The organism is Streptomyces sp. NPDC018019, from assembly GCF_044327805.1.
Taxonomy (GTDB): domain Bacteria; phylum Actinomycetota; class Actinomycetes; order Streptomycetales; family Streptomycetaceae; genus Streptomyces.
The window spans coordinates 239,555-252,915 of record NZ_JBIRGD010000004.1 but is presented as its reverse complement, the minus strand read 5'-3'; the positions used below and the strand labels follow the sequence as shown (position 1 = coordinate 252,915).

General features: G+C 72.8%; 12 protein-coding genes and 2 tRNA genes. 7 read left to right on the top strand and 7 right to left on the bottom strand.

Annotated features, from left to right (window positions below; genetic code table 11):
* Positions 1 to 16: 16 nt before the first annotated feature.
* Positions 17 to 1,432: an amino acid permease gene (locus tag ACH4FX_RS09480; RefSeq protein ID WP_398476834.1), complete on the bottom strand. Its 1,416-nt coding sequence runs from the start codon at positions 1,430 to 1,432 to the stop codon at positions 17 to 19.
* Between the two features lie 313 nt (positions 1,433 to 1,745).
* On the opposite strand from ACH4FX_RS09480, the gene ACH4FX_RS09475 reads away from it, so the two are divergent.
* The gene (locus ACH4FX_RS09475) at positions 1,746 to 2,345 is read left to right on the top strand and encodes a biotin transporter BioY (protein ID WP_398476832.1); all 600 of its coding nucleotides are present in this window, start codon (positions 1,746 to 1,748) and stop codon (positions 2,343 to 2,345) included.
* A gap of 112 nt (positions 2,346 to 2,457) precedes the next feature.
* On the opposite strand, the gene ACH4FX_RS09470 is transcribed toward ACH4FX_RS09475, so the two are convergent.
* Positions 2,458 to 3,969, bottom strand: coding sequence for an amino acid permease (locus tag ACH4FX_RS09470; RefSeq protein WP_398476830.1), 1,512 nt, complete (start codon positions 3,967 to 3,969; stop codon positions 2,458 to 2,460).
* Positions 3,970 to 4,173: 204 nt separating this feature from the next.
* Between ACH4FX_RS09470 and ACH4FX_RS09465 the strand changes: the two genes are divergently transcribed.
* Together ACH4FX_RS09465 and ACH4FX_RS09460 are read left to right on the top strand one after the other, a co-directional pair.
* A complete protein-coding gene (locus tag ACH4FX_RS09465) occupies positions 4,174 to 4,662 on the top strand; it encodes a ribose-5-phosphate isomerase (protein WP_398476828.1) in 489 nt (162 codons plus the stop codon).
* A gap of 85 nt (positions 4,663 to 4,747) precedes the next feature.
* Positions 4,748 to 5,557 (top strand): Fpg/Nei family DNA glycosylase, encoded by an 810-nt coding sequence (locus ACH4FX_RS09460; protein WP_398476826.1) that lies wholly within the window; start codon positions 4,748 to 4,750, stop codon positions 5,555 to 5,557.
* 67 nt (positions 5,558 to 5,624) lie between these two features.
* Here ACH4FX_RS09460 and ACH4FX_RS09455 read toward each other — a convergent pair whose 3' ends face one another.
* Entirely contained in the window at positions 5,625 to 6,854 is a 1,230-nt protein-coding gene (locus tag ACH4FX_RS09455; protein WP_398476824.1) for a GNAT family N-acetyltransferase, read from the bottom strand.
* Positions 6,855 to 6,981: 127 nt separating this feature from the next.
* On the opposite strand from ACH4FX_RS09455, the gene ACH4FX_RS09450 reads away from it, so the two are divergent.
* Positions 6,982 to 8,124, top strand: coding sequence for a PP2C family protein-serine/threonine phosphatase (locus ACH4FX_RS09450; protein ID WP_398476823.1), 1,143 nt, complete (start codon positions 6,982 to 6,984; stop codon positions 8,122 to 8,124).
* A 74-nt stretch (positions 8,125 to 8,198) separates the two neighbouring features.
* Here the strand turns inward: ACH4FX_RS09450 and ACH4FX_RS09445 are convergent, their stop codons facing one another.
* Complete coding sequence (locus tag ACH4FX_RS09445; RefSeq protein ID WP_398476821.1) at positions 8,199 to 9,401, bottom strand: cation:proton antiporter; 1,203 nt, start codon at positions 9,399 to 9,401, stop codon at positions 8,199 to 8,201.
* A 322-nt stretch (positions 9,402 to 9,723) separates the two neighbouring features.
* On the opposite strand from ACH4FX_RS09445, the gene ACH4FX_RS09440 reads away from it, so the two are divergent.
* Complete coding sequence (locus ACH4FX_RS09440) at positions 9,724 to 10,515, top strand: ABC transporter ATP-binding protein (RefSeq protein ID WP_398477052.1); 792 nt, start codon at positions 9,724 to 9,726, stop codon at positions 10,513 to 10,515.
* A gap of 16 nt (positions 10,516 to 10,531) precedes the next feature.
* On the opposite strand, the gene ACH4FX_RS09435 is transcribed toward ACH4FX_RS09440, so the two are convergent.
* Positions 10,532 to 11,620, bottom strand: coding sequence for an acyltransferase family protein (locus ACH4FX_RS09435; protein ID WP_398476819.1), 1,089 nt, complete (start codon positions 11,618 to 11,620; stop codon positions 10,532 to 10,534).
* Between the two features lie 607 nt (positions 11,621 to 12,227).
* Here ACH4FX_RS09435 and ACH4FX_RS09430 point away from each other — a divergent pair.
* Positions 12,228 to 12,422, top strand: a complete 195-nt coding sequence (locus ACH4FX_RS09430; protein WP_398476817.1) for a hypothetical protein — start codon at positions 12,228 to 12,230, stop codon at positions 12,420 to 12,422.
* A 53-nt stretch (positions 12,423 to 12,475) separates the two neighbouring features.
* Here ACH4FX_RS09430 and ACH4FX_RS09425 read toward each other — a convergent pair whose 3' ends face one another.
* Together ACH4FX_RS09425 and ACH4FX_RS09420 are read right to left on the bottom strand one after the other, a co-directional pair.
* Positions 12,476 to 12,853, bottom strand: a complete 378-nt coding sequence (locus ACH4FX_RS09425; protein ID WP_398476815.1) for an arsenate reductase family protein — start codon at positions 12,851 to 12,853, stop codon at positions 12,476 to 12,478.
* Positions 12,854 to 13,001: 148 nt separating this feature from the next.
* Positions 13,002 to 13,075: transfer RNA gene (locus tag ACH4FX_RS09420), tRNA-Gly, on the bottom strand.
* A 204-nt stretch (positions 13,076 to 13,279) separates the two neighbouring features.
* Between ACH4FX_RS09420 and ACH4FX_RS09415 the strand changes: the two genes are divergently transcribed.
* Positions 13,280 to 13,356: transfer RNA gene (locus ACH4FX_RS09415), tRNA-Pro, on the top strand.
* Positions 13,357 to 13,361 lie beyond the last annotated feature (5 nt).

The window sequence follows — 13,361 nt, the reverse complement described above, 5'->3', positions numbered from 1 at the left end:
GGCCGCGCCCATGCGGTCAGCCGCCGGTCCGCCGCCGCGCCCGCAGCTCCCGTACGCCCGCGACCAGCAGCACCGCGCCGGTCGCGCCGGCCGACCACAGCAGCTGCGGCCGCGCCCCGTCGTCGGTCAGCATCAGCACCAGCACCGCCACCATGGCCGCCAGCGCCGTCCAGGTCAGATACGGGAACGCCCACATGCGCAGGGTCAGCTTCTCCGGCGCCGTGCGCTCGATCTGCCGCCGCAGCCGCAGCTGCGACACCGCGATCAGGCCCCAGACGAACAGCAGCACCGCGCCGACCGCGTTGAGCATGTAGAGGAAGACCGTGTCCGGCCAGAGCAGGTTCAGCAGCACCGACACGAAGCCGAAGGCCACCGAGGACAGCACCGCCCGGCGCGGCACCCCGCCCGCCGTCACCTTCAGCAGCGAACGCGGCGCCTCGCCCCGCTCGGCCAGCGAGAAGACCATCCGCGAGGAGCCGTAGAGGTTGGCGTTGAGCGCCGACAGCAGCGCCACGAAGACCACCACGTTCATGATCTGGCCCGCGCCCGGTACGCCGATGCTGTCCAGCACCGCCACGTACGGGCTCTTGCCCGGCTGCATCGACGACCAGGGCAGCAGGGTCACCACGACCAGCATCGAGCCCACATAGAAGAAGAGGATGCGCCACACCGCGCTGCGCACCGCGCGCGCCACATTGCGCGCCGGGTCGTCGGACTCGGCCGCGGCGATGGTGACGACCTCCAGGCCGCCGAAGGCGAACGCGACGGCGAGCACGCCGGAGACCACGCCCTGCCAGCCGTTGGGCAGGAAGCCGCCCTGCCCGGTCAGATTGGTCAGCCCCACCGGGTCGGTGTCCGGCAGCACACCGAAGATCGCGAGCAGGCTGAGCGCCAGGAACAGCACGATCGCGGCGACCTTCAGCGTCGCGAACCAGAACTCGAACTCACCGAAGCTCTTGACCGCCGTGAGGTTGGCCGCGGTGAACACCAGCATGAAGATCAGCACCCAGCCCCACTGCGGGACCGCGGGCACCCACCCGTTCGCGATCTGCGCCGCGCCGGTGGCCTCCACCGCCAGCACCACCACCAGCAGGAACCAGTACAGCCAGCCCACGCTGAAGCCCGCCCAGCGGCCCAGCGCGCGCTCCGCGTGCACCGAGAAGGCACCGGACGCGGGCATGGCCGAGGACATCTCGCCCAGCATCCGCATGATCAGCATGGCCAGCGCGCCCGCGATCAGATACGACAGCACGATGCCGGGGCCGGCCACCGCGATCCCGGCGCCGGAGCCCACGAACAGGCCCGCGCCGATCACCCCGCCCAGCCCGAGCATGGTCAGATGGCGCTGTTTGAGCCCGGCGGACAGCGGTTCGCGCTCCCCCGTGCCATCGCTGGGCGGCGGCGTTCCGGCGGCGGTGGGTGCGTCGTGCATGGGCTCGTACTCTCGCAAAAGGTCTTTGGGGGAACTCCACAGGGCCCCGCGTTGTCCCCTCAGTTTCCCCGCCCGCCGCGCGCTACCACAAAATGCACGCCCGTCCGTGCCGTGCGCCGTGATGAGCATCACGTGACCTGCGAAGACCGCTGACGAGCCGGTACGGCCCGGCGGTCCGGGCGTTGTTCGGAACCTTCCAAGGAGACCATTGCGCCTTTGTCGCCGCCACACGATGATCGGCCGTAAGGCGCTCGGCTAACGTCAGGGCGTCCTTGGTCTGTCCCCGCTCCACCTCACACCCCGCGGAGTTCCGATGAGCACTGCCGACGCAACCACCAGGCCCGGTGCGGTCCTGGCCGATCTGCTGCCCGCAGCCGGCGCCACCCGCGCCCGTGTCCGCGACGCCGCGCTGGTCGTCGGCGGCGCCGCGCTCACCGGCATCGCCGCGCAGATCGCCGTCCCGGTCCCCGGCTCGCCCGTCCCGGTCACCGGCCAGACCTTCGCCGCCCTGCTCGTCGGCGTCTCGCTCGGCGCCGGCCGCGGCTTCCTGTCGCTCGGCCTGTACGCGCTGCTGGGCATGGCCGGCCTGCCGTGGTTCGCGGGCGGCGCCTCCGGCGCGGGCGGCGCGACGTTCGGCTACGTCCTCGGCATGCTGCTCGCCGTCACCGCGGTCGGCGCGCTGGCCCGCCGCGGCGGCGACCGCGGCGCGCTGCGCACGGCCGGCACGATGGCCGCCGGCACGGCCCTGATCTACGCGGTCGGCGTGCCCTTCCTCGCCCTGAGCACCGGCATGCCGTTCGGCCAGGCGGTCGCGGCCGGCCTGGTCCCCTTCCTGGTCGGCGACGCCCTCAAGGCCGCGCTGGCGATGGGCGCGCTGCCCACCGCCTGGAAGCTGCTCGGCCGCCGCGGCTGAACCCCGCGCGCCCCGCACCGTACGGCCCGGGCCCCGCACCACCACCTCATGTGGCGGCGCGGGGCCCGGCCGCGTTCCGGGCCCGTACGGCCCGTGCCCGGAGCCTGCGCGCCTACGACCGGGTCAGGGAGTCCTTCCGAACGTCCCCGTGACCCGCCGGGCCGCCGTCGCCGCCGACCGCGGCGGCATCCGCCGCGCCGCCCGCGGCCCGGCGCCGGCGGTCCAGCACCAGCCCGACGGCCAGCACGACCACGGCCGCGACCACCGACAGCACCATCTGCTTGCGCCCGTCGGGGTTGTAGAACATGTAGCCGACGACGAAGAGGATCAGCGCGATCGTCGCGTACGTCAGGTACGGGTACAGCCACATCCGTACGGTCAGCCGCTCCGGCATCTCCCGCTCGATGACCTTGCGCATCCGCAGCTGCGAGAAGCAGATGACCAGCCAGACGAAGAGCGCCACCGCGCCGGAGGAGTTCAGCAGGAACTCGAAGACGGTGTCCTTCGAGGTGTAGCTGAAGATCGTCGCGACGAAGCCGAAGGCGACCGACGCCCAGATGGCGGTCGCCGGGACGCCGCCCTTGTTCACCCGCGCGAAGGACTTCGGCGCGTCGCCGCGCTCGCCGAGCGAGAACGCCATCCGGGAAGCGGTGTAGAGGCCGGAGTTCAGGCAGGACAGCACGGCGGTGAGCACCACGACGTCCATCACGGTGCCGGCCGCCGGGATGTCCAGCGACTTCAGGACGGCCACGTACGGGCTCTTGTCGAGCGCCGGATCGTCCCACGGCAGCAGTGTCACGATCACCGCGATCGAGCCGAGGTAGAAGAGCGCGATCCGCCAGATGACGCTGTTGACGGCCTTGCGCACGGCCTGCACCGGGTTGGGCGACTCGCTCGCCGCCAGGGTGACGATCTCGCTGCCCATGAAGGAGAAGACCACCAGCAGCATGCCGGAGAGGATCGCGCCGGGCCCGTTCGGCAGGAACCCGCCGTGGCCGGTCAGGTTGGACAGGCCCACCGCGTGGTCGCCGGGCGGCAGCCCGAAGATCGCCAGCGCGCCGACCAGGATGAACACCACGATCGCCACGACCTTGATACCGGCGAACCAGAACTCGAACTCGCCGAACGAGCCCACCGAGATCAGGTTGGTGCCGGTCAGCACGATCATCACCAGCAGCGCCCACGCCCACTGCGGGACGGCGGGGACCCAGCCGGTCAGGATCGAGGCGGCGGCGGTCGCCTCCACGGCCAGCACGACCGACCAGAAGAACCAGTACAGCCAGCCGATGGTGAAGCCCGCCCAGCGGCCCAGCGCCCGGTCCGCGTAGGCGGAGAACGAGCCGGAGGTGGGGGAGGCGGCGGCCATCTCGCCCAGCATCCGCATCACCAGGACGACCAGCAGGCCGGTGAGCGCGTACGAGATCAGGATGCCGGGGCCGGCGGCCGCGATGCCGGCCCCGGAGCCCACGAACAGACCCGCGCCGATCACGCCGCCGATGGCGATCATCGACAGATGGCGGTTCTTGAGACCTGCCTGAAGACCGCCGGGAGACCGGCCTCCGCCGGGGCCGCCGGGGTCACCGGTCGCGTTGCCCGCGTTCATGGTCGGCGGATGCGCGCCCATGTGCACCGTCCTTCTGTGGTTCTCGGTGTCGAGTCCCCGCATTAGAACTGCGTTAACGGGCGTTTTGGAAGATCTGAATCCGGATCGTTGTACGGATCTCATTTCCGCACGTCATCGCGTGTATACCGCATGTACGGCGGCGGGGAACCCCGGCGGCGCCTACCCCGGGCCCGGCGGGCCACACACTCGTGCAACACTCAGCACATGCGCGTGTATCTCGGCTCCGACCATGCCGGTTTCGAACTGAAGAACCACCTCGTCGAGTGGCTCACGGCCCACGGCCACGAGCCCGTCGACTGCGGTCCGCACATCTACGACGCCCAGGACGACTACCCGCCGTTCTGCCTGCGGGCCGCCGAGCGGACCGCCGCCGACCCGGAGAGCCTCGGCGTCGTCATCGGCGGCTCCGGCAACGGCGAGCAGATCGCCGCCAACAAGGTCAAGGGCGTCCGCGCGGTGCTCGCCTGGAGCGAGGAGACCGCCAAGCTGGGCCGCGAGCACAACAACGCCAACGTGATCTCGGTCGGCGGCCGGATGCACACCCGGGACGAGGCGACGAAGTTCATCGAGGCGTTCCTCGCCACGCCGTACTCCCACGAGGAGCGGCACACCCGCCGCATCGACATGCTCTCCCGCTACGAGACCACCGGCGAGCTCCCCGAGATCCCGGCCCACCACCCGCAGCAGGGCTGAGCCCGCCTTCGCGTACCGCCCGCGCCGCCGACGGCGCGGGCGGCCGCCGTCCGTTCCGTACCACCCGCCGAGGAGGCACCGGCCGATGCCCGAGGGGCACACGATCCACCGCCTCGCGCTGGACCACCGTGCGCTCTTCGAGGGCGCGCCGGTGCGCGCGAGCAGCCCCCAGGGCAAGTTCTCCGACAGCGCGGCGCTGATCGACGGCCAGGTCATGACCACCGCCGAGGCGCACGGCAAGCACCTCTTCCTCGGCTTCGGCCCCGCCGGGTGGGTCCACGTCCACCTCGGCCTCTTCGGCAAGCTCGCCTTCGGCGACGCCCCCGCGCCGCCGCCCACCGACACCGTCCGGCTGCGGCTGGCCAACGACACGGCCTACGCGGACCTGCGCGGGCCCACCGCCTGCGCGCTGCTCACCGACGCCGGGAAGCAGGCGATACACGACCGGCTCGGCCCCGACCCGCTGCGTCCCGGCGACGACGGCGAGCGCGCCTGGGCCCGGATCTCGCGCAGCCGTACGTCGCTCGCCGCGCTGCTGATGGACCAGAAGGTGATCGCGGGCGTCGGCAACGTCTACCGGGCCGAGGTGCTCTTCCGGCTCGGCATCGACCCGTACCGGGCCGGACGCGATCTGCTCCGGTCCGAATGGGACGCGATCTGGGCGGACCTGGTCGCCCTGATGCGTGAGGGCGTCCGGCACAACCGCATCGACACGGTGCGCCCCGAACACCTCCCCGAGGCCATGGGCCGCCCGCCGCGCGTCGACGACCACGGCGGCGAGGTCTACGTCTACCGCCGTGCCCGCCAGGAGTGCCACATCTGCCGCTCCGAGATCCGCACCGCTTCCCTGGCCAACCGCAACCTCTTCTGGTGCCCCACCTGCCAGCCGAAGTGACGGAACGGGCGCCGGCCGAAGTGACGGACCGGCCGCCGGCCACCGCGGGCGCCCGGCCGCGCCCTCCTCAGAATCCGTGCGGCAGCCACGGCTTCACGTGCCACCCGAAGGCCGCCGATGCCGCCCGCAGCGCGCCGGGCCGCAGTTCCCGCACCCGGCCCGCCGCCGCCAGCGCCCCCAGCGTGAAGCCGCCCAGGTACGCCGAGCCCAGTTCCCGCACGGACAGCGCCAGGTCGGCCGGGGCCGTGGTCCGTTCACAGGAGGCGCCCCGTTCGTCGCCGGTGAGCCGCCACCGGCCCTCGTTCCAGGGGCAGAACGTGTCGGTCACGTCCAGGACCACGTCCAGCGGCGTCGCGTATGTCCGCGCCGCGAGCGCCCCGCCGACCTCCACCGGGCGGACGAACAGCGACTCGCGCACCCTGACCTGGCAGCGCCGGATGTCGGGGACGAGGTGCAGCAGCGGATCGTCGGCCGGCCGGTTGCGCACCGTCAGCCGGGACGTCAGGTCGATGGAGAACAGGTAGCGCCACAGCGCCGCGCAGACGACGGGGTCCAGCGCCTCCATGTCGCGCAGCACCACCGTGCCGTCCGGACCGGCCCCGTCCCAGCCCGCCTTGACCGCGTAGCGCGCGTAGCCGCGCGCCTCCCCGGCCACCTCGGCCAGCACGCACAGCAGCGGCCCGGCCCCGTCGCGGTCGGCCTCCGGGTCGAGGAGCGGCAGCCGCTCCCAGCCGGGCTGCCGGGCGAGCATCCCGGGGCGGCCGGTGACCACCTGTTCGTAGACCTTCTCGCAGTCCGCCAGCGCGGCTTCCGGATCGACCAGCCGCAGCCGTACGCCGTCGGCGCCGGCCGGCGCGGTGACGGACAGCCGCAGCGTGTCGGGCGTCATGCTCACCGCCTCGGTCGCCGGGCCGTAGCCGAAGCGCCCGTAGATGGCCGGTTCCGAGGCGGTCAGCACGGCCAGCGGCTCGCGCCGGTCCCGGATGTCCGCGAGCTGGTGGCGCATCATCGCGCGCAGGAGGCCGCGCCGCCGGTGGGTCGGCTGCACGCTGACCATCGTCACGCCGGCCGCCGGGACGAGGGCGCCGCCGGGCACCGAGAGCCGGAAGGTGAACGCCCCCGCCGTGCCGACGACGTCGTTCCCGTCCCGGACGGTGAGGCTGCGTTCGAGCTCGCCGAGGCGCTGCCAGAGGTTCCGTTCCTCAGGGGTCTCGGGGGTGCCGCCGAACGCCCGTTCCAGCGTTGCGTACCAGTCGGCCCACTCGCCCGCACGCAGCGGCCGTAACTCTGTCGTCATACGCCATGGGTAGCAGGGCGCCTCGCGCCCGCGCGACCGTTTTTCGAACGCCGTTTCCCGGCGATTGCGCCAGGCGGCGCGCCGCGAATCGACGCGCCGCCGAACGGGTGGATAAGGTCCCAGAACAATGGCGAGCAGCTCGGGAGCGGAGTCCCTGACGGCCCGGTGGCGCAAGGCGGTGCACCGGGCCCGCATCCGCGTGCGCAAGGCCGGGGTCGACTACTTCCGCGGTGACGGCTCGGACTGGATCGCCCTGGTCGCCCTGCTGATCGCCATCCCCGCCATCGCCTGCGGCACCATCTGGCGGCCCGACTGGATCGCGCCCACCGCGCTGGTCCTGCCGGTCATCGCGGGCGGCCTGCTGCTGCGCCCGGCCAACCTGCTCGCTCTGTACGGCACGTCGGCCGCCGCGCTGATCGTCGAGGCGTCGCTGCTCGGCCCGTACGACCAGGGCCGGGACCGGATCACCCCGGGCACGGTCCTGGTGGTCGCCGCGGTCGGCCTGTCCGGGCTGCTGATCGCACAGTTCCGCAGCCGGGTCGGCGTTCCGTGGCGGCGGGGCGGGACGATGCTCTTCGACCTGCGCGAACGCATCCGCGTCCAGAGCAAGCTGCCCAAGCTGCCGAGCGGCTGGCACCGCGAGATGGCGCTGCGGCCGGCCGGCGGGCAGTCCTTCTCCGGCGACTTCGTCGTCGCCTCCCGCACCCACGGAGGCAACATCCTCGAAGTCGTGCTGACCGACGTGTCCGGCAAGGGCATGGACGCGGCCTCCCGCGCGCTGCTGCTGTCCGGCGCCTTCGGCGGCCTGCTCGGCTCGCTGCCGCCGCACGGCTTCCTGCCCGCCGCCAACGGCTATCTGCTGCGCCAGGACTGGGACGAGGGCTTCGCCACCTCCATCCACCTGGTGCTGGATCTGGAGTCCGGCGACTACGAGCTGCTGTCCGCCGGACACCTGCCCGCCCTCCAGCTCTGCGCCGGCACCGGCCGCTGGGAGGAGAAGGCGGCGGAAGGGCCGCTGCTCGGGGTGTACGACGGGGCGCAGTTCGACCCCGTGAAGGGGACGCTGCGCCCCGGCGACGTGCTGATGCTCTTCACGGACGGGCTGGTCGAGGCCGCCGACCGGGACATCGCCGAGGGCATCGACCGGCTGACCGGCGAGGCCGACCGCTATGTGGCCTGCGGCTTCGCGGGGGCCGCCTGGCACCTGATCGAGGCGGTGGCCAAGGACGTGAACGACGACCGCGCGCTGCTGCTGATCTGCCGCGACTGATCCGCCGTGCGGAGCGGCCCGGCCACGCGGCCGGAGCCCCCGGGCGGTGCGGTCCGCCCCCGGCCGCGTGCCCGTCAGCCCGGTCCGGCGGCCGTGGCCGCGGGCCGCCCGCCGTCCGCCGGCGCGTCCGGATCCGGCCGTCCGCCGCCCGGCAGGAGCCGCGCCAGCCACTGCGACCGGCCGGCCGCCAGCGGCCCCAGCACGGCGAGGATCAGCACGTACCCGGCGATGAACGGCGCCAGCCGGTCGTCCAGCCCGGCCCCCGCCGCCATCGTCGCCAGGATCAGGGCGAACTCGCCGCGGGCGAGCAGAGCGGTGGCGATGTTCGCGGCCGGGCGCGGCCCGAAGCCGTAGATCCGGGCCGCGACCAGCCCCGCGACCACGTTCATCAGCAGGGTGAGCGCGACCGCGACCAGCACCGGCCAGACCACCGACGGCAGGTCGCCGGGGTCGATGGACAGGCCGAACGCGAAGAAGAAGATCGCGCCGAAGGCGTCCCGCAGCGGGTGCACCAGCTCCATGATCCGCTTGCCGGAACCGGTGCTGCCGAGCATCAGGCCGACCATGAACGCGCCGATCGCGTCGGCCACGCCGAACCACTCCGAGACGCCCGCCACCAGCACGGCGGCCCCGAGGAAGGAGACGACCAGCAGCTCGTTGTCCTTGGTGGCGATCAGCTTGCCGATCACCGTCGTACCCCAGCGGGCGACCACGGCGAGCAGCAGCAGGAAGCCGAACGCCTTGCCCGCGTCGAGCGCGGCCGAGGCGAGCGAGTCGGCGCCGGAGATCACCGGCTGGAGGGCGGCCAGGTAGAGCGCGAGGAAGATGTCCTCGACCACGATGATGCCGAGGACCGGCTTGGTCTCGGGGTTGCCCAGCCGGCCGGTGTCCATCAGGACCTTGGTGACGATCGCCGACGAGGAGATGCCGAGCACCCCGGCCAGGACGAGCGCCTCGGAGGTGCCCCAGCCGACCGCGAAGCCGAAGACCAGGCCGGCGCCGACGTTCAGCGCCAGGTAGGCGGCCCCGGCGGTGGCCATCTTCCGGCCGCCCTCCTTGAGGTCGTCCATATGGAATTCGAGGCCGAGGTAGAAGAGCAGCAGCACCAGGCCGAGCAGGGAGAGCATCTCCAGCTCGTGCGGGTCGTCGACCAGCGAGAGGCCGGGTGTGTGCGGGCCGAGCAGTATCCCGGCCAGGATGAACAGGGGGATCGTGGGGAGCCCGATGCGGCCGCCCAGGCGGGCGAGGACGGCGGCGGCGAGGAAGGCCCCGCCCATCGCGAGGAGGGTGTCTGCGTGTCCGATGGCTCCTCCAGAGGTTCGGCCGGACGATGTTCGGTCAAGGGGGAGTCAAGAAATCGTTAGTAGTTAGTTTACCAAACGACTTTTCCGGTCCGGCGCACCCGCCCGCTCCGCACACCTCGCCGGCTCCTGCCCACTCCTCCACCGACCCGCTCCCGGATCCTTCCGGGCCTCCCGTCGAGAGCCCCGCCTGGGGTTTTCCCCACCCCCAAGCCACCGGCAGCCGTCATGGCCCAGGTTCACCCCGGCTCCGTACGGTCGAGGGGTGGAGCGGACGTACGAGACGGGGGACGGCGCGATGGGCCTGCGCGACAAGCACCGGAACGGGCCGGGGCGGGACGGCGGCTGCGCCGTGGAACTGCGCGGGGTCCGGCGGCAGTACGGCCGCGGCGCGGGCGCCGTGCACGCGCTGCGCGGCATCGACCTCGCTCTGCCGCACGGCACCTTCACCGCCGTGATGGGGCCCTCCGGCTCCGGCAAGTCCACGTTCCTGCAGTGCGCCGCGGGCCTGGACCGGCCGACCGGCGGCACGGTCCGCGTCGGCGGTACGGACATCACCCGCATGCGGGAGAACCGGCTCACCGCGCTGCGCCGCGAACGCCTCGGCTTCGTCTTCCAGGCGTTCAACCTGCTGCCGTCGCTGACCGTCGAGCAGAACGTCGCCCTGCCGATGCGCCTCGCCGGGCAGCGCGCCGACCGGCGGCGGACGGCCGAGGCGCTGGCCCGGGTCGGCCTCGCGGAGCACGCCGGGCGACGCCCCGGCCAGCTCTCCGGCGGCCAGCAGCAACGCGTCGCCATCGCCCGCGCGCTGGTCACCGCGCCCGACGTGGTCTTCGCCGACGAGCCGACCGGCGCGCTCGACGCCGGCACCGCCGCCGAGGTCCTCGGCCTGCTGCGGCACGCGGTCGACGCGCTCGGCGCCACCGTCGTCATGGTCACCCACGACCCGGTGGCCGCCTCCTGGGCCGACCGGGTCCTCTTCCTCGCCGACGGGGCGCTCGCCGGCAGCCTGGACCGGCCCTCGGCCGGGCAGGTCGCCGCCCGGATGGCCGCCCTCACCGGACACGCCCGGCGGGCCCCCGCGGCCTGAGGCGCGCCGGGTGGCCTCAGCGCCGGACCGCCGGCTCCTTCCGGAACGCCCACGTCATCCGGGGCTCCACCACGCAGCGCAGGACCCGGCGGACCGGTGGGGCGCACAGCGCGGTCACCACGGCCGCCGCCGTCAGGCTGACCGTGATCTCGCCGAGCGGCGAGTGCGGCCACGGGTGGTCGTACCAGCCCCAGAAGCGCGCGCCCTTGGTCAGGAAGCCGTGCAGCAGATAGCCGTACAGGGTGCCGGCGCCCAGCACCGTGAAACAGGTACGGCGGGCCGGCACCCAGGCGAGGAAGCACCCGACGAGCACCAGCGAGCAGCCGAACACCGCGAGCGTCATCGCCGCGCCCGCCCACCAGGGCGCCCCCAGCTCCTGCGCGCTCTCGCGGTGGTAGAACCACGCCGACGTCATCCGCGGTGCCGCCCAGTACGCCAGCGCGACGGCGCACCCGAAGACCGGCGCCGCCGCGATCCGCACGGCGCGCCGGCGCAGCAGCGCGAAGTGCTCCGGCCGCAGCTGAAGCCCCAGCACGAAGAACGGCAGGAACTGCAGCAGCCGTTGCATGTCCAGGTCGTCGCCGATCTCCGGGGACACCGAGGCCAGTACGGCGACGGCCAGCGCCAGCGGAACCGGCCACCGTACGGTCCGCCACAGGGGAGTGGTGAGCCGCCACACGAACAGCGCCGCCAGGAACCAGGTCAGGTACCAGGGGTCCAGGAGGCTGATGGGCATTCCCGGGTCGTGCGCCGCCCGGCGCGCGAAGAGCGTGTAGGCGGTCTCGAAGACGACGTACGGCACCACGACGCCGGTGATCAGCCGGCGCAGCCGGTCCGGACGCAGGTCGGAACTCCGGGAGAAATACCCGGAGATGATGATGAACGCCGGCATGTGGAAGGCGTACACCGTCATGTAGAGCGCCCCGGCGGCGCGGCTCTGCCCGGTCAGCGGTTCCCAGGAATGCCCCATGGCGACCAGCACGATCGCCAGGTACTTGGCGTTGTCGAAGAAGGCGTCCCGTCCGCCCCCGGCGGCGGTCGTCGGGGCCTCGGCCTCGGTGGCGGCCGGCCCCCGGTCGGGAGCCCGCGCGGTCGGGGGAAGCACACGTCGTGAGGTCGGTGCGGCGGGAAACATCTGGCGCACCCTAGGCCCTGCTGCGGAATGCGTAAAACCCTCGCCGGTAAATGCGTATGACGCGTGACGAGGGCGGTGAATTCCTTTTCGGGTGGCACGTTCCAGGGCGCTACGGACGCACTTCCGGGTGTTTTGCGGAGAGCCGGTGAATACCCGGTTCCGTGCGCCTCGTCCCGTCATGGAAGGGCATATGCCCTCACCGCGGGCCCGGGGGTGATGTCCGCATCGCTACCGGTATGCCGGTGTCGGAAGGCTGCCTTCGGGTGTGTCCGCGGCCGGTGAATTCACGTGCGCACAAAGGGGGGCCGGGCGGTGCGCGGTGGGTCGGTGGGGTCCTGCGAAAGGTTCCGGCCGTCGGCCGGAATGCGCTCGGCGGGGCCGATTCCCGGACCGCGGAGCGCCGTCCGTCCGCGTTCGGCCGCCCGTTCGCGGCGGACCCGCGCAAAGCCTTGGCCGATGATTCGCCACCCGCCTCCACTGGGCAGGGACTTGGTGGCACGATGGTGCCGAGCGGGGGTGTGCGCGGCTGCATGCTTCCGGGGCCGGCCAGGCGTTCCGACCGAGGGTGTGATCAGTTGTGGCTCTTTCGCTGTCCGTCGTGCTGTTGTTGGGCATCATCATGATCGTGTTGATACGCGGCAAGTCGCTCAAGGCGGGACCGGCGATCGTCGCCATCCTCTTCGGGTTCTTCCTCGCCTCCACCGGCATCGCGCCGTCCATCAACCGGTTCCTCACCTCGGTGGCCGACACGATCAACAACATCAGCTTCTAGCGCCTCCCGGGCCCGAGCCCCGGCGCCCGCGGCGCACGGGCCCGCACGGCGCGTCAGCGGTCGTCGCGTCCGCTCCGCGCGACCGCCTCCCGTACGGCCTCCTCGCTGCGCCCCACCAGCGCCGTGCCGTCGTCCGCCGTGATGATCGGCCGCTGGATCAGCTTCGGGTGGCCGGCCAGCGCCTCGATCCACCGCTCGCGTCCGGCGTCCGTGCGCTCCCAGTCGCCGATCCCCAGCTCCTTCGCCTCGGCCTCCTGCGTCCGCGTGATGTCCCACGGCTCCAGGCCCAGCCGCTCCAGGACCGCGCGCAACTCCGCGGCGGTGGGCGGCTCTTCGAGGTACCGGCGCACGGTGTAGTGCGCCCCCTCCTCGTCCAGCAGCCGTACGGCGGAACGGCACTTGGAACACGCGGGATTCAGCCAGATCTCCATGCCGCCACCCTAGTGAGTCACGCCCGGGTGCGGCCGGTCCTGATCGGGTTGTGACAGGAGACGACGGCTGGGGGCGCGGCTGCCGTACGGAGCCGGGAACGGCCGCGGGCCCGGACCGGAGGAGATCCTCACGGCCGGGCCCGGGTGGTGGAGCGGGCGACGGGAATCGAACCCGCGTAGCCAGTTTGGAAGACTGGGGCTCTACCATTGAGCTACGCCCGCGTGCGCCGCCGGTCGGGTGACCACGGCACGCGATGCATCGTAGCGGGTCACCCGGGTCCGCCGCACACCGCGTCCCGTTCCTGCCCGGCGCGCGCCGTTCCGCGCCCGCCGTTCCCGCACGCCGCGCCCCGTGCTCCGGGCGCGTGCCCGTGGATATCCGGCAGCCGTACCGTCCGCGGCCATGTACCCTACGTGTCGCACCGACGGGGTGTGGCGCAGCTTGGTAGCGCGTCCGCTTTGGGAGCGGAAGGTCGTCGGTTCGAATCCGGCCACCCCGACCAGCAGG

Coding starts and splice junctions, on each gene's coding strand:
- ACH4FX_RS09480 (WP_398476834.1), bottom strand. CDS start 1,432: ATGCACGACGCACCCACCGCCGCCGGAACGCCGCCGCCCAGCGATGGC.
- ACH4FX_RS09475 (WP_398476832.1), top strand. CDS start 1,746: ATGAGCACTGCCGACGCAACCACCAGGCCCGGTGCGGTCCTGGCCGAT.
- ACH4FX_RS09470 (WP_398476830.1), bottom strand. CDS start 3,969: ATGGGCGCGCATCCGCCGACCATGAACGCGGGCAACGCGACCGGTGAC.
- ACH4FX_RS09465 (WP_398476828.1), top strand. CDS start 4,174: ATGCGCGTGTATCTCGGCTCCGACCATGCCGGTTTCGAACTGAAGAAC.
- ACH4FX_RS09460 (WP_398476826.1), top strand. CDS start 4,748: ATGCCCGAGGGGCACACGATCCACCGCCTCGCGCTGGACCACCGTGCG.
- ACH4FX_RS09455 (WP_398476824.1), bottom strand. CDS start 6,854: ATGACGACAGAGTTACGGCCGCTGCGTGCGGGCGAGTGGGCCGACTGG.
- ACH4FX_RS09450 (WP_398476823.1), top strand. CDS start 6,982: ATGGCGAGCAGCTCGGGAGCGGAGTCCCTGACGGCCCGGTGGCGCAAG.
- ACH4FX_RS09445 (WP_398476821.1), bottom strand. CDS start 9,401: ATGGGCGGGGCCTTCCTCGCCGCCGCCGTCCTCGCCCGCCTGGGCGGC.
- ACH4FX_RS09440 (WP_398477052.1), top strand. CDS start 9,724: ATGGGCCTGCGCGACAAGCACCGGAACGGGCCGGGGCGGGACGGCGGC.
- ACH4FX_RS09425 (WP_398476815.1), bottom strand. CDS start 12,853: ATGGAGATCTGGCTGAATCCCGCGTGTTCCAAGTGCCGTTCCGCCGTA.